This is a genomic window from Wolbachia endosymbiont (group A) of Lypha dubia (genome assembly GCF_964028575.1).
Lineage (GTDB): Bacteria > Pseudomonadota > Alphaproteobacteria > Rickettsiales > Anaplasmataceae > Wolbachia > Wolbachia pipientis.
Genome location: NZ_OZ034796.1, coordinates 1,490,034 through 1,509,254, shown reverse-complemented (window position 1 = coordinate 1,509,254; position 19,221 = coordinate 1,490,034). Strand labels below are relative to the sequence as shown.

Annotated in this window: 27 protein-coding genes and 2 tRNA genes; 27 read left to right on the top strand and 2 right to left on the bottom strand. The window is 35.5% G+C overall.

Annotated features, from left to right (window positions below; translation table 11 throughout):
- The first annotated feature begins 161 nt into the window (after positions 1-161).
- Entirely contained in the window at positions 162-2,888 is a 2,727-nt protein-coding gene (ppdK, locus tag ABWU72_RS07640) for a pyruvate, phosphate dikinase (RefSeq protein ID WP_196770132.1), read from the top strand.
- A gap of 85 nt (positions 2,889-2,973) precedes the next feature.
- Here ppdK and ABWU72_RS07635 read toward each other — a convergent pair whose 3' ends face one another.
- Positions 2,974-4,002 carry a hypothetical protein gene (locus ABWU72_RS07635; protein WP_174516021.1) on the bottom strand — a complete coding sequence of 343 codons (1,029 nt, stop codon included), beginning with the start codon at positions 4,000-4,002 and terminating at the stop codon, positions 2,974-2,976.
- Between the two features lie 128 nt (positions 4,003-4,130).
- Between ABWU72_RS07635 and glpX the strand changes: the two genes are divergently transcribed.
- Positions 4,131-5,057 (top strand): class II fructose-bisphosphatase, encoded by a 927-nt coding sequence (glpX, locus tag ABWU72_RS07630; RefSeq protein WP_155969529.1) that lies wholly within the window; start codon positions 4,131-4,133, stop codon positions 5,055-5,057.
- 81 nt (positions 5,058-5,138) lie between these two features.
- A complete protein-coding gene (locus ABWU72_RS07625; protein WP_353284030.1) occupies positions 5,139-6,506 on the top strand; it encodes a hypothetical protein in 1,368 nt (455 codons plus the stop codon).
- Between the two features lie 420 nt (positions 6,507-6,926).
- Here the strand turns inward: ABWU72_RS07625 and ABWU72_RS07620 are convergent, their stop codons facing one another.
- On the bottom strand, positions 6,927-7,421 hold the full coding sequence (locus ABWU72_RS07620) for a hypothetical protein (RefSeq protein WP_155968320.1): 495 nt from the start codon (positions 7,419-7,421) through the stop codon (positions 6,927-6,929).
- A gap of 205 nt (positions 7,422-7,626) precedes the next feature.
- Between ABWU72_RS07620 and carA the strand changes: the two genes are divergently transcribed.
- From carA to rplO, 24 genes are all read left to right on the top strand, one after another.
- Complete coding sequence (carA, locus tag ABWU72_RS07615; protein WP_353284029.1) at positions 7,627-8,826, top strand: glutamine-hydrolyzing carbamoyl-phosphate synthase small subunit; 1,200 nt, start codon at positions 7,627-7,629, stop codon at positions 8,824-8,826.
- A gap of 114 nt (positions 8,827-8,940) precedes the next feature.
- A tRNA-Tyr gene (locus tag ABWU72_RS07610) sits at positions 8,941-9,023 on the top strand.
- 4 nt (positions 9,024-9,027) lie between these two features.
- A tRNA-Gly gene (locus ABWU72_RS07605) sits at positions 9,028-9,098 on the top strand.
- A gap of 78 nt (positions 9,099-9,176) precedes the next feature.
- A complete protein-coding gene (tuf, locus tag ABWU72_RS07600; RefSeq protein WP_010962759.1) occupies positions 9,177-10,349 on the top strand; it encodes an elongation factor Tu in 1,173 nt (390 codons plus the stop codon).
- Between the two features lie 14 nt (positions 10,350-10,363).
- Positions 10,364-10,684 carry a 30S ribosomal protein S10 gene (rpsJ, locus tag ABWU72_RS07595; RefSeq protein WP_012673184.1) on the top strand — a complete coding sequence of 107 codons (321 nt, stop codon included), beginning with the start codon at positions 10,364-10,366 and terminating at the stop codon, positions 10,682-10,684.
- Between the two features lie 9 nt (positions 10,685-10,693).
- Positions 10,694-11,416, top strand: coding sequence for a 50S ribosomal protein L3 (gene rplC, locus ABWU72_RS07590; RefSeq protein WP_006279218.1), 723 nt, complete (start codon positions 10,694-10,696; stop codon positions 11,414-11,416).
- 2 nt (positions 11,417-11,418) lie between these two features.
- Complete coding sequence (gene rplD / locus ABWU72_RS07585) at positions 11,419-12,033, top strand: 50S ribosomal protein L4 (protein ID WP_012673183.1); 615 nt, start codon at positions 11,419-11,421, stop codon at positions 12,031-12,033.
- Entirely contained in the window at positions 12,030-12,317 is a 288-nt protein-coding gene (locus ABWU72_RS07580) for a 50S ribosomal protein L23 (RefSeq protein WP_015589144.1), read from the top strand. The genes rplD and ABWU72_RS07580 overlap by 4 nt, the downstream gene beginning before the upstream one ends.
- 1 nt (position 12,318) lies before the next feature.
- Positions 12,319-13,143 carry a 50S ribosomal protein L2 gene (gene rplB / locus ABWU72_RS07575; protein WP_155968324.1) on the top strand — a complete coding sequence of 275 codons (825 nt, stop codon included), beginning with the start codon at positions 12,319-12,321 and terminating at the stop codon, positions 13,141-13,143.
- Between the two features lie 3 nt (positions 13,144-13,146).
- A complete protein-coding gene (gene rpsS, locus ABWU72_RS07570; RefSeq protein ID WP_006279181.1) occupies positions 13,147-13,431 on the top strand; it encodes a 30S ribosomal protein S19 in 285 nt (94 codons plus the stop codon).
- A gap of 5 nt (positions 13,432-13,436) precedes the next feature.
- Complete coding sequence (rplV, locus tag ABWU72_RS07565) at positions 13,437-13,784, top strand: 50S ribosomal protein L22 (protein WP_007549821.1); 348 nt, start codon at positions 13,437-13,439, stop codon at positions 13,782-13,784.
- Between the two features lie 39 nt (positions 13,785-13,823).
- Complete coding sequence (gene rpsC / locus ABWU72_RS07560; RefSeq protein ID WP_010962753.1) at positions 13,824-14,438, top strand: 30S ribosomal protein S3; 615 nt, start codon at positions 13,824-13,826, stop codon at positions 14,436-14,438.
- A 14-nt stretch (positions 14,439-14,452) separates the two neighbouring features.
- Positions 14,453-14,866, top strand: coding sequence for a 50S ribosomal protein L16 (gene rplP / locus ABWU72_RS07555; protein ID WP_010962752.1), 414 nt, complete (start codon positions 14,453-14,455; stop codon positions 14,864-14,866).
- 11 nt (positions 14,867-14,877) lie between these two features.
- A complete protein-coding gene (rpmC, locus tag ABWU72_RS07550; protein ID WP_006279350.1) occupies positions 14,878-15,081 on the top strand; it encodes a 50S ribosomal protein L29 in 204 nt (67 codons plus the stop codon).
- Positions 15,074-15,310, top strand: coding sequence for a 30S ribosomal protein S17 (gene rpsQ, locus ABWU72_RS07545; RefSeq protein ID WP_007549925.1), 237 nt, complete (start codon positions 15,074-15,076; stop codon positions 15,308-15,310). The genes rpmC and rpsQ overlap by 8 nt, the downstream gene beginning before the upstream one ends.
- A gap of 13 nt (positions 15,311-15,323) precedes the next feature.
- Positions 15,324-15,683, top strand: a complete 360-nt coding sequence (gene rplN / locus ABWU72_RS07540) for a 50S ribosomal protein L14 (protein ID WP_006279348.1) — start codon at positions 15,324-15,326, stop codon at positions 15,681-15,683.
- A complete protein-coding gene (gene rplX / locus ABWU72_RS07535; RefSeq protein WP_006279347.1) occupies positions 15,683-16,000 on the top strand; it encodes a 50S ribosomal protein L24 in 318 nt (105 codons plus the stop codon). The genes rplN and rplX overlap by 1 nt, the downstream gene beginning before the upstream one ends.
- Positions 16,001-16,006: 6 nt before the next feature.
- On the top strand, positions 16,007-16,540 hold the full coding sequence (gene rplE / locus ABWU72_RS07530; RefSeq protein ID WP_010962750.1) for a 50S ribosomal protein L5: 534 nt from the start codon (positions 16,007-16,009) through the stop codon (positions 16,538-16,540).
- Between the two features lie 16 nt (positions 16,541-16,556).
- Positions 16,557-16,865, top strand: a complete 309-nt coding sequence (gene rpsN, locus ABWU72_RS07525) for a 30S ribosomal protein S14 (RefSeq protein ID WP_064124653.1) — start codon at positions 16,557-16,559, stop codon at positions 16,863-16,865.
- 21 nt (positions 16,866-16,886) lie between these two features.
- Positions 16,887-17,282 carry a 30S ribosomal protein S8 gene (rpsH, locus tag ABWU72_RS07520; protein ID WP_155968326.1) on the top strand — a complete coding sequence of 132 codons (396 nt, stop codon included), beginning with the start codon at positions 16,887-16,889 and terminating at the stop codon, positions 17,280-17,282.
- 16 nt (positions 17,283-17,298) lie between these two features.
- Positions 17,299-17,844, top strand: a complete 546-nt coding sequence (gene rplF / locus ABWU72_RS07515) for a 50S ribosomal protein L6 (protein WP_007551152.1) — start codon at positions 17,299-17,301, stop codon at positions 17,842-17,844.
- 5 nt (positions 17,845-17,849) lie between these two features.
- On the top strand, positions 17,850-18,221 hold the full coding sequence (gene rplR / locus ABWU72_RS07510) for a 50S ribosomal protein L18 (protein ID WP_006279867.1): 372 nt from the start codon (positions 17,850-17,852) through the stop codon (positions 18,219-18,221).
- A gap of 12 nt (positions 18,222-18,233) precedes the next feature.
- The gene (rpsE, locus tag ABWU72_RS07505) at positions 18,234-18,746 is read left to right on the top strand and encodes a 30S ribosomal protein S5 (RefSeq protein WP_010962748.1); all 513 of its coding nucleotides are present in this window, start codon (positions 18,234-18,236) and stop codon (positions 18,744-18,746) included.
- A gap of 3 nt (positions 18,747-18,749) precedes the next feature.
- The gene (gene rplO / locus ABWU72_RS07500; RefSeq protein ID WP_006279863.1) at positions 18,750-19,220 is read left to right on the top strand and encodes a 50S ribosomal protein L15; all 471 of its coding nucleotides are present in this window, start codon (positions 18,750-18,752) and stop codon (positions 19,218-19,220) included.
- Position 19,221 lies beyond the last annotated feature (1 nt).

Below are 19,221 nucleotides of genomic sequence, written 5' to 3'. Positions count from 1 at the left end.
ATTCAATAATTTGTCATCTTTTTTGTTAACTTTACTGATGTTGCCAGAAGGAACGTTGTTGCCAAATTTTGTAAAATTTATTATCCTAAGGTTTCAAGTTCTCACAGGTTTATTGGAGCTATATGTACAATGTGTTTATCAGTGAAAATCCGGAGAAAATGATGGGGGAAAAGTTAATACATTACTTTAGCCAGGGTAAATGCGAAGGCAATGCAGAAATGAAAAATCTGCTGGGAGGAAAGGGGGCAAATTTAGCAGAAATGTGCAATGTTGGCATTCCTGTTCCACCTGGTTTCACAATTTCCACCTCTGCTTGCAAAGTCTATTATCAAGACAATAGATCTTCTGTTATCCAAGTAGCTGACTACTCGGATCCAGAAAAAAATGTGGTCACGCACTGGAATGACATATGTAGTGGAATTAAAAACTACATGACGATGCTCGAAAATGACATCGGTTGTAAATTTGGGGATTTAAATAATCCCTTATTAGTTTCAATACGCTCTGGTAGTGTTAGTTCAATGCCGGGCATGCTTGATACTATTTTAAATGTTGGTCTAAATGATGAAACCGTTGTTGGGCTTGCAAAAAAAAGTGGCGAACGTTTTGCTTACGATAGCTACTGCCGTTTCATCATGATGTACTCCAATGTTGTACTACAGCTTGATCATCACCTATTTCAAGATGTTGTTGATAATAAGCAGCAAAAGAGTGGAGCAAAAAGCTTAGCTGATCTTGATGTTGATGTTTTAAAAGAAATTGTTAACAATTTCAAAAGGATAGTACATGAAAAAATAGGAAAACATTTTCCGCAGAACGTTGAAAAGCAATTGCTCAGCTCAGTGAATGCAGTATTTGCTTCTTGGAAAAATGATAGGGCTGTTTCCTATAGAAAAATACATAATATTCCTGAAAACCTTGGAACAGCGGTCAACGTGCAAGCAATGGTTTTTGGTAATTTAAATGATAATTCTGCAACTGGTGTGATATTTACACGAAATCCTTCAACTGGAGAAAAAAAATACTTTGGTGAATTTCTGATTAATGCTCAGGGTGAGGATGTGGTTTCTGGTGTTTATACTCCTATGCCAATTGACGGAGAGCAAAAAAACACCATGGAGAAGTTGCTGCCAAGTGTCTACCGAGAATTATGTGTGGTATGTGAAAAACTTGAAAGGCATTATAAAGACATGCAGGATATCGAATTTACTGTACAGGACGGTAAATTATGGATTTTGCAGACTAGGTCTGGCAAGCGCACGGCTGAAGCTGCTATTCGCATAATAGTTGATATGGTAAACGAAGGAACGATTACAAAAGAAGAAGGAATATTGAGAATTGATCCAAAAACCTTTGACAATTTATTGCATCCAGTTCTTGACGTTGAGAGTGACCAAAAAGTAATAGGGAAGGGGCTACCTGCTTCTCCAGGTGTTGCTTCTGGATATGTAGTGTTTAGTGCAAGTGATGCTGAAAAAGCTGCAGAGCAGGGTAAAAAAGTGATTTTAGTAAGGTCAGAAACGAGTCCTGAAGATATTAATGGAATGAATGCTGCAAGCGGCATAGTAACAGCACGGGGAGGGATGACCTCGCATGCTGCTGTTGTAACCCGTGGAATGGGTAAGCCATGCATTTGCAGTGTAAGTGGACTTTATATCGATAAAGATGGAATTTTCTTTTCTGTAGGGGATACAAAAGTAAATAAAGGTGAACCAATTACCATCAACGGAGGAACAGGGGAGGTTATGCTTGGCATTCTTCCTACAATTTCGCCTGAATTATCGCAAGAATTCAAAACGATAATCAACTGGATAGATGAAATCAAAACGATCAAAGTGAGAGCGAACGCTGATACTCCAAAAGATGCAAAAATTGCAAAAGAATTCGGTGCAGAAGGTATAGGCTTATGTCGCACAGAACATATGTTTTTCGCTAGTGATAGAATCGAATTCATTCAAAAATTGATAATAGCTGACGATGAAAATGAAAGGGCAAATGCGCTCATTAAACTAGAAGAAATGCAAAAGTCTGATTTCAAAGAAATATTTTCTATTATGGAGGGCAAGGAAGTCACTATACGGTTGCTTGATCCACCTTTGCATGAATTTTTACCCAATGATCAGTCTACTATAGAAAAAATTGCCAAATCACTTAGTAAGTCAGTTGAGTCAGTAAAAAATAAAATAGCACAGTTATCAGAAAAGAACCCAATGCTTGGCCATCGAGGTTGTAGACTTGCTATTTCTCATCCTGAAATATATAGCATGCAGATTAGGGCAATACTTAGTGCTGCAAGTGAATTAAAGAAAGAAAAGAAGATAGAAGTGGAACCTGAAATCATGATTCCTTTTATCATGAGTGAGAAAGAGTTTGTTCTGATATGCGAGCTAGCAAAGAAAGAATCCTCTGTCATCTCACAGATGCAGATTCCAGCGTCACGCGCTGGAATGACATCAGACAAGGCGTACTCAATTGGAACGATGATAGAACTACCAAGAGCAGCACTGATTGCTGATAAGTTAGCAAAACATGCAGAGTTTTTTAGTTTTGGCACTAATGATTTAACGCAAACAACCATGGGACTTTCAAGAGATGATTCAGTTAATTTCCTCGATTCTTATAAGGAAAGCAACATATTTGACAATGATCCATTTGAAGTGCTGGACATCGAAGGGGTAGGGGAGTTAATCAAGATAGCCATTGAAAGAGGCAAAAAAACCCGAAAAGAAATAAAACTGGGTATATGTGGAGAGCATGGAGCAGATCCAAAATCTATAGAGTTTCTCATCGAATCAGGGGTAGATTATGTTTCATGCTCACCCTATAGAGTACCGATTGCAAAGTTAGTGGCAGCACAGTTTAGTGTTAGATCTAAATTTGCTAGGTAAGTATAGTGGCAGTGTTGGCTACTCATATGGTTTGAGCCCACCAGAGGGTGTCATTCCAGCGCGTGACGCTGGAATCTAGTTTTTATTATGACCTTCTGGATCCCAGTGTCTGGGCACTGGGATGACATCCTGTTACACGTTCAACTTCATTCTCTCTCATCTCCCTATAACTTGGTAATGTAGAATTTTTTACATGCAACCCGGTATATATTGCAATCAAAGCAGCTATGACACTGCAAACTACTGCACCAGCTACAAATGGAACCATCACAGCAGCAGTAATGAATAATCCTGTAATAACAACTCCAACAACATCTTTTGTCAATGAGGTGTAAAAATCCTTTTTGCTCTCTTTATATTTAGTTTCTTGTTCATTTGGCATAGAAAATTGAGAATTTGTGAAGACATTTTTATTATTATCACAATCTGATATAGTAGTTTTGCCGGTATTTGTTTCTATTGTTAATACAGGCGTTTCATTTTCGTTACTATGACCTGGCTGATCATTAACACTACTTGACACAGGTTGGTTAGCATTTGCTTCTGTTACTATAGGAGGTGCTGGTACTATATTTTCTTCTACATTGGATGTTTCTGGTGTAATAAAATTTAATAGTATCTGAGTAATTTCTTCAACTTGTGTAGTTTGTTCTTTATCCATGGCCACCTTTAAAGCCTTTTGCATGTTTTCATCATTTACATGACCTAACAATAATTTAACTCCCTGGACATACTTTTGAGTAACAGCACAGAGCAAAGCGTTAAATTTTTCTTCTTCATTAAACTTACCACTATCCAGGAGTATTCTTACAACATCAGCTTGCTTAGTCGTTATAGCTTCGCTCAATCCAGCTTTTACATGTTTGAATTGACCAGTATTGCCTTCAGTTTTCAACTCTGTGAGTAATTTAATAATGTGTAGAAATATAGCACGATCATTGGTGTTGTCTGTAATATTAGGTCCCTTTGAATTAACAATATGCCCAAGTAAAGTATAATGATATTTATTTGTTTTTTTTATGTTTATCCTATTTTCTTTGAGCTTCTCACTAAACTCCTCAGCAGTTATATTAGGATTGTTAGTTACAATTTCCTTTATCTTTTCATAAGTCATGTCAAATTTTACCACTATTACTATCTAATTTATTATAGCAACTTTCCCAAAACCAGTCAAGGCATATTGCAGTTTCAAGCAGCATGATATATCATGATACATATTGAATATAGTTCTTAAAGCAAATGATGGAAGATTTAGCCTATAAATTAGTTAAAGTGACCGAAGCTGCAGCACTTGCTGCATATAAACTAGCAGGCTTCGGCGATGAAAAAAAGGCTGATCAGGTTGCAGTTGATGCAATGCGTACAGTATTAAATTCAATGGAAATAAATGGTACTATCGTAATTGGTGAAGGTGAGAGAGATGAAGCGCCGATGCTATATATTGGCGAGAAGGTTGGCACTGGAAATGGTCCTGAAATCGACATTGCCGTTGACCCACTTGAGGGCACTACGATTTGTGCTCATTACAAACCAGGGGCAATGTCTGTTCTTGCTGCAACGAAAAAAGGTAATTTTTTACATGCACCTGATGTTTATATGGAAAAAATAGCGGTAGGAAAAAATCTTCCAGAGGGTGTAGTCTCACTAAAAAATAGCATTGAAAAGAATCTAGACAATTTAGCCAAGGCAAAAAAGTGCAAAGTGAATGATCTCGTGGTAACTGTACTTAAACGTGAAAGGCATAGTGAATTAATAGAGAAAATCAGGAAATTAGGAGCAAAAATTAAACTAATAGATGATGGTGATGTTGCGGCCATAGTTTCACTAGTAAATGGCAATCATGATATGTATATCGGTATAGGAGGAGCACCAGAGGGAGTGCTTGCGGCTGCAGCGCTAAGCTCTATCGACGGACAGATGGAGGGAAGATTAGTACTTGATACGGATCAGTTAAGAGAAAGAGCAAAAAATTTAAATATTGATGACCCAGAAAAAGTCTACGCCGTAAAAGATATGGCAAGAGGTGAATCAGTGTTCATTGCAACTGGAGTAACAAGCGGAGAACTTGTGGATGGAGTTAAATTGAATCATAATACCTATTCAACTAATTCTTTAATAATTCTGCCTAATAGGCTGATAAAGCTGCAAACAATGCAGAACTTATGTTAGCTTTTTTAGTTTCTAATTTTAGCTTTACAACATTTAGCATTAAGATATAATCAAGTTTACTTATAACAATAGAGGTGTGAAATGTTTTCTAGTATTATAAATCTATTTAATGGTTTGTACAAAAATTCGAGTACCAAGGAAAGTGAAGAAAAGTTGACTCTTCTATCTCCTCAAGCAAATCTTCAATTCGATGAGACTCAGGTACAAAGTGTGCTCTCAGATTTTGAGGAATTGGAGTTTAAGGATAATAAGTGTTTTGACAAAATAGCAGACGATTATGAAAAGAAGGGGGAGAGTGCCCTTTTTAACTATGTAATATTGAATAAGCGGAAAGAAATAATCGATATATTAGATAGGAATCTTCCTCTCCTCGAAGAACAGGAGGAGTTTAGAAAGAAATATAGTCAATATGTTCTTCAAATTGACAAAGGAATGAGTTATGGAAAAGAACTTCAAGATGGACTTCGGTCTTTTGAAGATAGGGCAGAAAAAGTATTATCAGATTTTGAAAGATTGAATTTTGATTTTAAGGATAATAAGTGTGAAGATTCTTCTGATTTCGTAAATTATAATAACGGTTGGCCGGCAGATCCATTTGACAAGATAGCAAATTATTATCGAGAGGATGATATTTTCCTTTTCAATTATGTGGTATTGAGTAAGCGAAAAGAAATAATGGGTATATTGGATAAGAAGCTTACTTCTAAAGATCAGGAGGAGTTAAAAGAAAATTTTAAAAAGAGGTTGGGTAGATATCTTATTCGAATTGGTGAAGGAATGAGCGATGGACAAGAATTTCTAAAAACTGGTAGTGCAATTGCTTTCTTTGATGGGTGTTATGTGCCATTTCCATATGCAAACCGTCTTCTTAATCATTATGACCATCTTAATATCAACATTACTAAACCTGAACAAAGTTTAGAAACCAGTCGTCTTTTCACTGAAAAAACTAAAAGAATGGAAGAAGAGAAAAGCGAGGTAAAAAGAGCAAAAATATACAGCAATGGTGAAAGAATAGTAACAATTGAGAAGAATGAGAAACAACAGAGGAACTACTCCTTTACAAAATTTGCAATATGTGACATCGAAATTAGTTGGGGTGCAAAAGATGAATCTGGAAAAGACCTTAACTGTACTGTTGTTCTAAATATAAATTTAGGTCAAGTTAGTATTAAAAAATCAACTATTGACGGTAAAGATGTTGAACCAAAGAAAATTTTAGAGTTAGCTAAGCAAAACGAGGCTGTGCTTATAAAAGGTAAAGCTTTACATGAAGTTTTAGCAGCACATTTCATTAAGCAAACACCATGTGAGGAAAAGAAGGATATGCAATCGCACGAGAATATCGTTGTACCTGGTTCCGGTGCACCTCGCTCTATTAATGAGGAAATAACTGTAGAGCATCCGTTCGGGAAAGCGGCAAATAAAGATAATCATAGAGAAATGTGAGTTTACAACAAATGGTGCCATGAAAGTAGCTGATACATAACTGTACGAACGTTTGTTTGCGAAGAAATGTTATAGCAGGTTTTGCCTCAAACACAAAGGTGTCATTCCAGTGCTTGACACTGGAATCCAGCCCTTTTACGCAGTCCCATTAAAAACGTTGTATTTTAACGTAGGATTAGCTACTTTTATACTCACCAATTTAATCTCTAATCAAAATTCCTGGATCCCAGTGTCTGGGCACTGGGATGACATCCTCCCTAGTGGATTCAAATCACAATATTCGTATAGTAAGCACTGACCACTTTTGCTTCAATATTTGCGATGCCCCTGAACAGATACAATTATTCTATTATCAGGAGGATGCCATTAATCGCTTTATATAATGCTACTTGTAACACTTATGCCCTGAACGGAGACAGTTTAGGCTGTTATGCCTGGCGGCTTTGTTGGAATAAGTTTTTCAACACTGCTAACAATAAAATTGATTGTATCGTCAGCTACCTTATCGAATTTATCATTTATCTCTTTTCCTATTTCTTGATTTTTAACATATTCGTGTAGAGCTAAAGCAGTTATAGCTGCACATGCTGCAATTAAGCCAGTTTGTGCTATAATGAATAGTGATAATCCTCCTACGAATATAGATGTTAATCCAATAGCCAGGTTTATAATTTTACTTTGTGTTGTTTGTTGCGTCGCTTGGCTTTGATCTGCCTGTTTATCCTCTAAAGCATTCGATATTGTTTTTAAGGCAACTTTTATCGCTATTGCTGCAACTGAAACCATAATTAGCCCTATAGCTATTTTTGCTAAAAGAAGAATCGACGGTAGCATCATTACAAATAATAGCGCGCCAATTCCTCCAGCTAACCACTTCTCATTTATTTTTTTTGATTGATTTGTACCAATGTTCATTATTACCCTCCACTTTACTTATGATTTACCTATATCTAATACGAAATATGAAGGTAGTCAACTATATATTTTATATGAAAGATTGTATTAAAAGTTTTTCATGTTATTTTTTGCTGCTTCGTGGTTAAATTTGGAATTTTAGAAAGAGTTACGTATTATTTGAAATTCTTGTATACTGTTTTGAATCAGTTAAATAGATAATGAAGTGCAGGACGCAGTTTTAATTTTACAAGATGGCAAGTGCTTTTGGGGAAAATCAGTAGGTAAAAAAGGCAAGTGCATAGGCGAGGTTTGTTTTACCACTGGTATGACCGGTTATCAGCATACTATAACTGATCCTTCTTTTGCCGATCAAATTATAACGTTCACTTTTCCTCATATTGGTAACATTGGAATAAACCATAAAGATAATGAAGGAAAGAAAATTTTTGCAAGTGGTGTGGTTATGCGTGAACTTTCTTCTATGTCCCACCCTTCTTCATATATCAGTTTAAATGATTGGTTAGAGAAAAATAACGTGATTGGGATATCAGGAGTTGATACTAGAGCTTTAACAAGACATTTGAGAGAACATGGATCTCAAAATGGAATGATATGCTCATCGAGTAAGGCGCATGCATTAGACAAATTGAAGGAATACAAACCTGTAAATGGGATAGAAATAACTAATAAGGTTAGCTTAAATAACAGTTTTGAAAATAATAGACTAGCGGAGCACTTTGTCATCCAAGTAGCTGACTACTCGGATCCAGCAAAAAATATATGGATTCCAGTGTCACGCACTGGAATGACATCAGATAGAGCTATTGACCTTAATGCAAAATATAGGATTGTAATCGTTGATTTTGGCGTAAAAATCAGTATAGTTTCACGCTTAATAGAACTTGGTTGTACAGTTGAATTAATCAGAGCAAGCACAGGTTTTGCTCAAAAAGTGTTGAGTATGAATCCAGATGGTATAGTGCTTTCAAATGGTCCTGGTGATCCGCAAGAAATAGGAGAAAGTGTAGTTTCAGAAATAGACATTATTATAAAATCTAAAATACCAATTTTTGGCATATGCATGGGCCATCAATTACTTGCGATTACTTTGGGGGCAAAGACCATCAAGATGGATATAGGTCACCGAGGGAGTAACCATCCAGTTTATGATGTAATTAGTGGAAAAGTTGAGATCACTAGCCAAAATCATGGTTTTGTTGTTGATTCAGCTTCTCTTCCAAGTAATGTTGAAATTACTCACATTTCTCTATTTGATAATAGTGTAGAGGGAATAATGATGAAGGATTACCTAGTCTTTTCTGTGCAATATCATCCAGAAGAAGCGCCAGGTACGCATGATTCGCATTATTTGTTTAGGCGTTTTATTGGCAATATTGTGTTGTATAAAATGAAATCTGCATGATTTTAATCAGGGTAGGTTTTATTGCTTGATTTTTTAATTTTAGGCGTTTAGTATTAAATACAATAAGAGCTTAAGTTAAGATGCTAAAATAGTATTCTCTTAACAAATTTTTGCGGAGGAGTGACCGAGTGGTTAAAGGTAACAGACTGTAAATCTGTCCGCGTGAGCGTACGTAGGTTCGAATCCTACCTCCTCCATTGTGCGGGTATAGCTCAATGGTAGAGCTCTAGCCTTCCAAGCTAGTGACGTGGGTTCGATTCCCACTATCCGCTCTTTTTTTTGTTGTATTTTTATAAAATCAACATATTATTTATTGATGTATTTGTATTTTAGGTAGAAAAGTTTAAATTATGACAGCAATAGTGGAAGCATTTGGAAAGCCGCATGTAAATGTGGGAACAATAGGACATGTGGATCATGGGAAGACGACGTTAACAGCGGCGATAACGAAGCATTATGGAAATTTTGTAGCGTACGATCAGATAGATAAAGCGCCAGAAGAAAGGAAGAGGGGGATAACGATAGCAACAGCGCATGTTGAGTATCAGACGGAAAAAAGGCATTATGCACACGTTGATTGTCCTGGACACGCTGACTATGTAAAGAACATGATAGTAGGTGCAGCACAGATGGATGCGGCGATATTGGTAGTGTCGGGGGTTGATGGGCCAATGCCACAAACGAGAGAGCATATATTGCTGGCGAAGCAGGTAGGTGTTGGATATATCGTGGTGTATATAAATAAAGCTGATGTTGCTGATGCTGATATGATAGATTTAGTAGAAATGGAAGTGAGGGAATTACTGAGTAAATACGGATTTCCAGGGGATGAAGTGCCTGTGGTGGTTGGTTCAGCGCTCAAGGCGCTGGAGGATGACAGCAGCGAATATGGAAAGAAATCAATAGACAAATTGATGGAAAAGTTAGATGAATATGTAGCGGTTCCACCAAGGCCTGTGGATTTACCATTTTTATTGCCAATCGAAGATGTATTTTCGATATCGGGGCGAGGAACAGTGGTAACAGGAAGAATAGAGAAGGGAGAGATAAAGACGGGAGAAGAGATAGAGATAATAGGTCTGAAAGCGACGCAAAAGACGATATGCACAGGTGTTGAGATGTTTAAGAAGTTGCTGGATAAGGGAAGTGCAGGACTCAATGTAGGAATATTGTTAAGAGGAACAAAAAGAGAAGAAGTGGAGAGAGGGCAAGTATTAGCGAAACCGGGGACGATAACACCGCATAGAAAGTTTAAGGCGGAGGTTTATATATTAAAGAAAGAGGAAGGAGGAAGGCATACACCATTTTTTGCGAATTACCAGCCACAGTTTTATTTAAGGACAACGGATGTAACTGGGAGCATAAAATTGCTAGATGGGAAGGAGATGGTAATGCCAGGAGATAATGTGAGTGTAGAAGTAGAATTGCAAGTACCGATAGCAATGGATAAGGGATTGCGTTTTGCGATAAGAGAAGGCGGTAGAACTGTTGGTTCTGGTGTTGTTTCTGAAATTTTGGAGTGAGTGTAGTAACTAAGATGAAGCAAGATATATATATTAACATTAAGGCTTTCGATTGTTCTTTATTGGAGGAGTGTGTTCGAAAATTTGTTGATGAATTAAAGCGGTCCAGTGCAAAATTATCTGGTCCGATTGCGTTGCCAAGGAAAGATTCTAAATTTATTGTTAATAGATCTCCTCACGTTGATAAAAAATCTCGTGAACAGTTTGAAATGAGAACTTCTAGGCGTTTGATTGTTTTACATGATCTTACTCCTACTATGATGCAGATGCTTACAGGTTTATCTTTTTCTGCTGGCGTAGAAGTGGATTTAAAAGTCAAGGAAGTTAAGGTTTAGGAGAAGGAAATGAAGAGAATAAATTCGCTGAGGAGAATTGGTTTACTAATGATGAATATTGGTCATACTGCTATGTATTCTGACAATAGTCGCATGGCTGTAACTTTATTGCATCTCAGCGAAACTTATATTATTGATATAAAAGGACAAGATAAATGTGGCTATAATTCAGTCATTTTAGGCACAGGAGATTTTAAAAATATAGCAAAACCTCAGTTGGAATATTTAAAGAAAAAGGGTATAAATAATAAATGTAAGTTATACGAAAGTAGATTAAATGACCTGTCGGGAATAGAATGTGGTAAAAAAGTGGGAATCAATCATTTTGTGGTTGGTCAATATCTTGATATTACGGGTTATTCTATAGGTAAAGGATTTGCTGGTGTGATGAAGCGGCATAATTTCAGTGGGCTTAGGGCATCTCATGGTGTTTCTATTGCTCACAGATCACAAGGTTCCACTGGCCAATGTCAGGATCCTGGTAGAGTATTCAAAGGAAAGAAAATGGCTGGTCATTTAGGTAACAGCAGGATAACTGCACAAAATATGAAGATATTATCCATTGATCATGAAAATAGTATAATTGCTGTGAAGGGTAATAATGTTCCTGGGTTTAAAAATTCCTATGTTTTTGTAAGAGATGCAGTTAAAAAATCTTTACATAAAGATGTTCCTTTTCCGGTAGGTTTACTGTTAGATGTAAATGATGATGCTAGTAATTTGGTAAGTTAGTTATGGAATGTAATTTAGTTAATCTATCTAATGATAATGTAGGTACTGCTCAGCTTAATCCTTTGATATTTTCTGCTAAGCAAAAATTGAGTATTTTGCATGATATAGTGAGATGGCAATTAGCGAAGAGAAGAGCTGGTACTCATAAAACAAAAGGTATTAGTGATGTCTCTGGTACAACAGCTAAACCTTATGGTCAAAAACGTACCGGTAGGGCAAGACAAGGGAGCTTGCGATCTCCTCAATTTAGAGGTGGTGGGATTATTTTCGGCCCTGTTGTGAGGAGTCATACTTATTCTCTTAATAAGAAGGTACGCAAATTTGGTTTAAAAATTGCTTTATCTCTAAAGTATTTAAATAATCAAGTAATTATTCTGGATAATTTAAATATTGATGTGAAGAAAACGTCTGAAATGTGTAAATGTATTAAAAATTTTAAATTTTCTTCCTTTTTGATAGTTGGTGATTATGGAGATGATTTGTTGCGTGCGGCTAAAAACTTGCACTATGTAGACTTAATCAAACCTATTGGGTTAAATGTTTTTGATATATTGAATCACGAATGCGTGATGTTGACAAAGGATACTTTAAAGCATCTTGAAGGTAGATTGTTATGATCAAATATAATAATATAATAAAATCTCCTATAATTACAGAAAAGGCCTCTTTTTTGAGGGAGAAGTTTAATAAATATTCTTTGTATGTTTTTGTAAATGTAAATAAGCGTCAAATAAAGTTGGCAATAGAGTCTCTATTTGATGTTAAAATTTCTTCTATAAATGTTGTTAGAATTAAGCCTAAATATAGGCGTTTTAGGGGTGTGATTGGTTGTGAAAAACAGAAAAAGAAAGTTTATTTTTCTTTGATGGATGGTCAAAAATTAGATATAATGAGCGTTTAGTATGGGTATGAAATTTTTTAATCCTGTTACTCCGTCTTCTCGTGGGACTGTGTTAGTAAGTAAAGTTGGTTTATCAAAAGATGAGCCAGAAAAGTCTCTTACATCCGGTAAAAAGTCCAGTGGTGGAAGAAATAATCATGGTAGAATTACAACTCGTCATAGGGGTGGTGGTCACAAAAAGAAGTATAGAGTGATAGATTTTAAGCGTAATAGAAGTGGTCAAGGTATAGTTGAAAAAATAGAGTATGACCCAAATAGAAGTGGGTTTTTGGCGTTAATATCATATAAGGAAGATGATATTAAGTCTTATATATTAGCTCCTCAAGGTATGAAGCCAGGTGATGTTGTTACAGCTGGGAATGATGCTGATATTTTGCCAGGGAATTGTTTACTACTCAAGCATATACCTGTTGGTTCTTTCGTTCATAATGTTGAGCTGAAGCCAGGTAATGGTGCTGCGATTGCTAGAGCTGCTGGTTGTTATGCACAAATCGTTGGTCGTGATGGCCAATATATTTTATTACGACTCAGGTCTGGTCAAATTAGGTTGATTTTATCTTCTTGCAAGGCTACTATTGGTGTAGTATCTAACCCTGACCATAAGAATAGAAAGTTGGGTAAAGCTGGGAGAAGTAGGTGGCTTGGGATTAGACCTACTGTACGTGGAGTTGCAATGAATCCGGTTGACCATCCTCATGGAGGCGGGGAAGGAAAAACCTCTGGTGGTCGTCATCCTGTTACTCCTTGGGGTGTTGCAACAAAAGGAAAGAAAACTCGAAGGAGAAATAAATCTAGTGATAAGTATATAAAACAATTGAAAGGTTAGTTTATGAGTAGATCTGCATGGAAGCCTCCTTTTTGTCATCCTTCTATATTAAAGTCGGTGAATAATGCTTTAAACAAGGGGTTTGTTAACATGGCTATAAAAGTTCATTCCAGGGCTTCTGTAATTCTTCCTAATTGTTTAGGTTTAAAGTTTGCTGTTTATAATGGTAAGGATTACATTCCTGTGAATGTTAATGATCAGAATATGATAGGTCATAAGTTTGGTGAGTTTTCACCCACTCGTAAATTTACTGGGCATAGTGGTGATAAAAAGGCGACAAGAAGGTAATTGATATGAAAAACAGAGATGTAATAGTTAAAGCTGGTTCTAGGGTTTTAAAATCAACTCCTCGTAAATTGAATTTGGTTGCTGGTTTAGTACGTAATAAAAAAGTTTCTTTTGCCACTGTGCAATTAAGATTTTGTGAAAAGAAAGCTGCAGGTCTTATAAGGAAGGTATTAAATTCTGCGATTGCTAATGCTCAAAATTATGGATTGGATATCGATAATTTATATATAAAAGAAATTTTAATAGGTAAGTCTCTTACTTTGCGTAGGGTATGTCCAAAAGCTATGGGTAGAGCTAATAGAGTTAGTAAACGTTATAGTAATATAACTGTAAAATTGGGGGAAATTATATGATTCATAAAAATAGAAAATTAATAAGGAAAGTGCAAAAATATGGGAAACGTTAATCCTAAAGGATTTAGGTTAAAAATAATTAATACTTGGTCATCTATTTGGTATGCTGAGAAGGGTTATAAACAAGGGTTGCATCAAGATTTATCTATTCGCAGTTATATAAATGAATCTTTTAAGCATGCTGGTGTTTCTAAAGTAATTATAGAGCGTACGATCGATTTGGTATCTGTAATAATACATTCTTCTAGACCTGGAGTGATAATAGGTAAGAAAGGCTCGGATATTGAGAAGATAAAGCAAAAGATAGCTGAAAAAGTAAAAAATAATGTGGAAGTGAATGTAGTAGGGGTTAAAAGGTCTGAAATAGATGCAGTTTTAATATCAAACAGCATTGCACAGCAGTTAGAAAAAAGGGTTTCATTTAGAAGAGCGATGAAAAAAGCTATTCAAAGTTGTTTGAGGATGGGTGCTAGAGGTATTAAAGTAAGTTGTTCTGGGCGCCTTGGCGGAGCTGAGATAGCTCGTACTGAGTGGTATAAAGAAGGCCGTTTGCCTTTGCATACTTTACGTGCTAATATAGATTATGCTTTTGCTGAAGCAAAAACTATATATGGCATCATAGGAGTTAAGGTCTGGGTTTATATTGGTAACTAATTAGGTATATTGAAATGTTTATTCCTAAAAAAAGTAAATATAAAAAAGTATTTAAAGGACGAATTAAGGGTAACACGAAAGGTGGTAGCACATTATCTTTTGGAGATTATGGTCTAAAGGCTATGGAAGCAGGTAGGATTCAATCTAAGCATATTGAAACTGCAAGGCGTGTAATATCTAGAACATTAAAACGCTCTGGTAAAGTGTGGATAAGAATTTTTCCTGATACCCCTGTTAGTAAAAAGCCGGCGGATGTGCGTATGGGTAAAGGGAAAGGTAGTGTTGAGTTTTGGGTATTTAAAGCTAAGCCCGGTAGAATGTTGTTTGAAATTAGCAGTGATGTTCCCATGCATTTAGCAAGATTGGCGCTTGAAAAGGCAACTGCTAAGCTTCCTATGAAGTGTAAATTTGTATCTAATCATAATTAAATGGAGTTGCAATGGATATAGCTGACATTGAATCGAGGTCCTCGCAAGAATTGCATGAAATTCTTGTGAATTTGAGAAAAGAGTTTGTTAATTTGGTTTTTCAAAAGAAGCTGGGCCAGTGCAACAATATTTCGCGTTTTAGCTTAATAAGAAAGAGCATAGCTCGTATTTTAACTACATTAAATAAAAGAAGAAGAGAGGAAAAGAATGCCTAAAAAGGTTTTTTGTGGTACTGTAACTAAGGCTAAGTGTGATAAGACTGTAAAGGTTTCGGTATTACAAGTGTATAAGGATGAGCTGTATAAAAAGGTTATAAAAAAATACAAGAAGTATACAGCACATGATGAGAATAATAGTTGTAAAGAAGGGGACAAGGTTTTAATACAAGAACACAAGCCTATTTCTACTACTAAAAAATGGGTTATTGTTAATAGCTCACATTGAATAGGATATTTATATGATTCAAAAAAATACATTGTTGGAAGTAGCTGATAATTCTGGCGCGCGTGCAGTGCTTTGTATTGGTTTATTGGGTGGTAGAAAGTCTGCATCTATAGGTGACACAGTTATTGTATCTACTAAATCTATTACTCCAAGAGGGAAAGTTGAGAAGGGAAAAGTATATAGAGCAGTTGTGGTGAGGGTGAAAAGCCCTATTAGAAAATCTGATGGTTCTGTAATTCGTTTTTCTAGCAATGCTGTAGTTTTGATTAACGATCAAGGTGAACCACTTGGCACTCGGGTGTTTGGTCCGGTAAAAAAGTTATCATCTGGTTCTTTTATGAAGATAATGTCATTAGCTGTTGAGGTTTTATAATGAGTGCTAAAATAAAAAGTGGTGACGACGTTATAGTTTTAACTGGTAAAGATAAGGGAAAAATTGGTAAGGTAATCAAAGTTATAGCACGTGATGCTAAAAAGAAAGTAATTGTTTCTGGAGTGAATGTGCATAAGAGACATACTAAACCAAAAGCTGGTAGTAGTGGTGGTATATTAAATAAAGAGTTAGCTATTGATATATCCAACGTTGCAACATTGGACCCTAAATATAAAACTCCAACTAGAGTGGGGTTTAAGGTTATAGACGGTAGAAAAGTGCGTTTTGCAAAAGTTTCTGGAGAAGTGATAGATTAGGTTGATATGTTTAAAGAATTGTATAAAGATAGCATAGTAAAGTCCTTGAAGGATAAGTTTAATTACGGCAATATAATGCAAGTGCCTAAACTTGTCAAGGTGTGTATCAATATGGGCGTTGGAGATGCTGCTACAGATAGTAAAGCAATAAATGAACCACTTGATAGCCTATATTTGATTGCTGGGCAGAAGCCTTTATCAACTTTTGCAAAAAAATCTATTTCTGGCTTCAAGATCAGAAAAGGTGCTACAGTAGGTTGCAAAGTAACTTTGCGTAGAGATAAAATGTATGAGTTTTTAGAAAGATTGATATATATTGCTTTGCCAAGGGAAAAAGATTTTAGAGGATTTAGTGTGAAGCAATTTGACGGTAATGGTAATTTTTCCTTTGGTATAAAGGAACATATCTCGTTTTTAGAAATAGACTATGATAAAATAAGTAAAATTAGAGGTATGGATATTAATATTATAACAAGTGCAGTTAGTGATAAGGAAGCAAAGGAATTATTACTGGCTCTTAAATTTCCTTTTTTTGATTAATTGAGAGGAGAAATATATGGCAAAAAAATCTATGATAGAAAGAAATCTTCGCAGAATAAAGTTGTGCGATCAATATAAAGAAAAAAGAGAAAAATTGAAATCTATAATAAATAATAAGAATTTGTCTATTGTAGAAAGGTTTACAGCTCAAAATAAATTAATTAAAAAATTGCCTAGAAATTCTTCTAAAACCAAAATTAGAAATAGGTGTGCTTTAACTGGGAGACCAAGAGGAGTATATAGAAAATTTGGTTTATGTAGAATTGTTTTGCGTGATTTATGTTCTTTTGGGCAAGTTCCAGGAGTTACAAAGTCTAGTTGGTAAATATAATATAAGGAGTATATTGTGGCGTTATCTGATAGTATTGGTGATTTTTTAACAAGGATACGTAATGCTCAATTGGCAATGCATAGGGCAACAAGGGTACTATTTTCTAAGATGAATTCTTCTATATTGGAGATTTTAAAAGAGGAAGGGTATATCCTTGATTATGAAAAGCAAGTTGTAGGTAATTTACCTTCTTTCATTGTAAAATTGAAGTATTATGAGAAGTTACCTGTAATTAGTGACATAGTTAGGGTGTCAAAGCCTGGTTGTCGTCGTTATTCTAAGTATAAGGACATTTCTAAAGCATATAATGGTCTTGGTATTTTTATTATATCGACACCCAAAGGAGTGATGACTGATTATAATGCACATAAGTTAAAGGTTGGTGGAGAAGTTTTGTGTCGTGTGTTTTAAATAATAGGAGAAATTCATGTCTCGTATAGGTGCTGCTCCTATCAATATTCCTGCTGGTGTTTCAGTTGAATATAATAATGGTAGTATGTTAATAAAGAGTGCTAAGGCTGAAAAGGAAGTTAGCTTGATCAGGGATGTTGTGTGTCAGATTATTGATAATCAGCTATTGCTTTCTGTTGATCAAGATAAAGATAATTATGATAAAATAAAGCCTATGTGGGGCACTTATAGGAGTAATATTAATAATATCATTAACGGCATGGTTGATGGTTTTTCTGTTAATCTTGAGATTAACGGTGTGGGATATAAGGCAGAGTGTGATGGTAAGTATTTGACTTTATATCTTGGTTATAGCCATAATGTTAAATATAAAGTGCCTAAAGATGTTGAGATTAAGTGCATAAAGCCAACTCACTTAGTAGTTAGTGGTATGGATAAGCAGAAGGTCTATATGGTGGCGTCTGATATATGCAAAATTAGAAAATATGATCCTTATAAAGGTAAGGGTGTTGTAATAAAAGGCAAATTTATGCTGCGTAAGGTTGTAAGTAAAAAGAAGTAATAAAAATGAAAAGATCGTATAATTTTTTAAGTAATTCTGAAAAAAGGAAGTTACGTAATAGAGCGAAGCTTGACAAGAGCGCTGAACGTTTACGTATATCCATATTTAAATCTAATAGGCATTTTTATGTCCAGTTAATTAATGATGTAAAAGGAATAACTCTCACTTCAGCTTCTACTTTGGATGCTAAAATTAAGGATGTATGTAAAGGGAAAGTCAACGCTGAAACTATAAAACAGGTTTCTTCTTTAATGGTTGAGCGTCTGTCTGGCATGAAATTAGAGCAGCAGCTTACGTTTGATCGTGGAGCGTATAAATACACAGGATTAGTTTCTCAATTTGCTGAGGCTTTAAGAAGTTCTGGATTTGAATTTTAGAAGGTTTTGAATATGGCTATAAAGAATTTACAAAATAATAATGATTTATCAGAGCTTTTAGTTTCGGTACGAAGAGTGACAACGGTTACCAAAGGTGGTAGAAGATTTTCATTTTCAATTTTGGTTGTTGTTGGCGATGAGAAGGGTAGGGTAGGGTGTGGAATAGGTAAGCACGCAGAAGTTGCTGAAGCAAGAGTCAAAGCTGTAAATGCTGCAAAGAAATCAATGATTAGAGTGTACTTGCGTGAAGGTAGAACTTTGCATCATGATATTAAAGCTAAATTTTGTTCTGGTGAGATAGTTTTAAGAACCGCAAGAGCCGGAACAGGTATTATTGCTGGTGGAGCGATTAGATCAGTTTTTGAGGTGTTAGGTATAAAGGATGTGGTAGCTAAATCCACTAGATCAAATAATCCTCATAACGTTATATGTGCGGTGTTTAAGGCTTTTGATAGTATGTTATCTCCTCGTCAGGTAGCAAGCAAAAGAGGCAAAAAGATTAGCGAGATAGTTGGAAACAGGTAAAGTATGAATAATGCTGTAAAATTAAACTCTATATTTACTAAATTATCTAAGAAAAAGAAGCCTAAGTTGCTGGGTAGAGGTATCGGTTGTGGTAAAGGTAAAACATCCGGTAGAGGGCATAAAGGGCAGAAGGCTAGAAGTGGAGTTTCTATAAATGGTTTTGAGGGTGGACAACAGTCTATATATACTCGTTTGCCTAAAAGAGGTTTTAAGCCTATACGTAGGAGCATATACTCTATAATTAATGTTGGCGATATACAGCGCTTAATGGAAGCTAAAAAAATAGTGAAAGACTCTGTTATAGATAAGGAGAGGCTGTATAAATTAGGTTTTATAAAGTCTATTAAGGATAAAATTAAACTTCTTAATAAAGGTAAGTTGAGCGAAAAATTTGTGTTTCATGTTGATTTTGCGTCAGAAGCTGCAAAAAAATCTGTAGCTTCAGTTGGTGGTAGTGTGGAAATACTATCGTAAG

What these genes read in the sequence shown, in the direction of transcription:
- ppdK (WP_196770132.1), top strand. Translation starts at nt 162, where the DNA reads ATGGGGGAAAAGTTAATACATTACTTTAGCCAGGGTAAATGCGAAGGC.
- ABWU72_RS07635 (WP_174516021.1), bottom strand. Translation starts at nt 4,002, where the DNA reads ATGACTTATGAAAAGATAAAGGAAATTGTAACTAACAATCCTAATATA.
- glpX (WP_155969529.1), top strand. Translation starts at nt 4,131, where the DNA reads ATGGAAGATTTAGCCTATAAATTAGTTAAAGTGACCGAAGCTGCAGCA.
- ABWU72_RS07625 (WP_353284030.1), top strand. Translation starts at nt 5,139, where the DNA reads ATGTTTTCTAGTATTATAAATCTATTTAATGGTTTGTACAAAAATTCG.
- ABWU72_RS07620 (WP_155968320.1), bottom strand. Translation starts at nt 7,421, where the DNA reads ATGAACATTGGTACAAATCAATCAAAAAAAATAAATGAGAAGTGGTTA.
- tuf (WP_010962759.1), top strand. Translation starts at nt 9,177, where the DNA reads ATGACAGCAATAGTGGAAGCATTTGGAAAGCCGCATGTAAATGTGGGA.
- rpsJ (WP_012673184.1), top strand. Translation starts at nt 10,364, where the DNA reads ATGAAGCAAGATATATATATTAACATTAAGGCTTTCGATTGTTCTTTA.
- rplC (WP_006279218.1), top strand. Translation starts at nt 10,694, where the DNA reads ATGAAGAGAATAAATTCGCTGAGGAGAATTGGTTTACTAATGATGAAT.
- rplD (WP_012673183.1), top strand. Translation starts at nt 11,419, where the DNA reads ATGGAATGTAATTTAGTTAATCTATCTAATGATAATGTAGGTACTGCT.
- ABWU72_RS07580 (WP_015589144.1), top strand. Translation starts at nt 12,030, where the DNA reads ATGATCAAATATAATAATATAATAAAATCTCCTATAATTACAGAAAAG.
- rplB (WP_155968324.1), top strand. Translation starts at nt 12,319, where the DNA reads ATGGGTATGAAATTTTTTAATCCTGTTACTCCGTCTTCTCGTGGGACT.
- rpsS (WP_006279181.1), top strand. Translation starts at nt 13,147, where the DNA reads ATGAGTAGATCTGCATGGAAGCCTCCTTTTTGTCATCCTTCTATATTA.
- rplV (WP_007549821.1), top strand. Translation starts at nt 13,437, where the DNA reads ATGAAAAACAGAGATGTAATAGTTAAAGCTGGTTCTAGGGTTTTAAAA.
- rpsC (WP_010962753.1), top strand. Translation starts at nt 13,824, where the DNA reads ATGGGAAACGTTAATCCTAAAGGATTTAGGTTAAAAATAATTAATACT.
- rplP (WP_010962752.1), top strand. Translation starts at nt 14,453, where the DNA reads ATGTTTATTCCTAAAAAAAGTAAATATAAAAAAGTATTTAAAGGACGA.
- rpmC (WP_006279350.1), top strand. Translation starts at nt 14,878, where the DNA reads ATGGATATAGCTGACATTGAATCGAGGTCCTCGCAAGAATTGCATGAA.
- rpsQ (WP_007549925.1), top strand. Translation starts at nt 15,074, where the DNA reads ATGCCTAAAAAGGTTTTTTGTGGTACTGTAACTAAGGCTAAGTGTGAT.
- rplN (WP_006279348.1), top strand. Translation starts at nt 15,324, where the DNA reads ATGATTCAAAAAAATACATTGTTGGAAGTAGCTGATAATTCTGGCGCG.
- rplX (WP_006279347.1), top strand. Translation starts at nt 15,683, where the DNA reads ATGAGTGCTAAAATAAAAAGTGGTGACGACGTTATAGTTTTAACTGGT.
- rplE (WP_010962750.1), top strand. Translation starts at nt 16,007, where the DNA reads ATGTTTAAAGAATTGTATAAAGATAGCATAGTAAAGTCCTTGAAGGAT.
- rpsN (WP_064124653.1), top strand. Translation starts at nt 16,557, where the DNA reads ATGGCAAAAAAATCTATGATAGAAAGAAATCTTCGCAGAATAAAGTTG.
- rplF (WP_007551152.1), top strand. Translation starts at nt 17,299, where the DNA reads ATGTCTCGTATAGGTGCTGCTCCTATCAATATTCCTGCTGGTGTTTCA.
- rplR (WP_006279867.1), top strand. Translation starts at nt 17,850, where the DNA reads ATGAAAAGATCGTATAATTTTTTAAGTAATTCTGAAAAAAGGAAGTTA.
- rpsE (WP_010962748.1), top strand. Translation starts at nt 18,234, where the DNA reads ATGGCTATAAAGAATTTACAAAATAATAATGATTTATCAGAGCTTTTA.
- rplO (WP_006279863.1), top strand. Translation starts at nt 18,750, where the DNA reads ATGAATAATGCTGTAAAATTAAACTCTATATTTACTAAATTATCTAAG.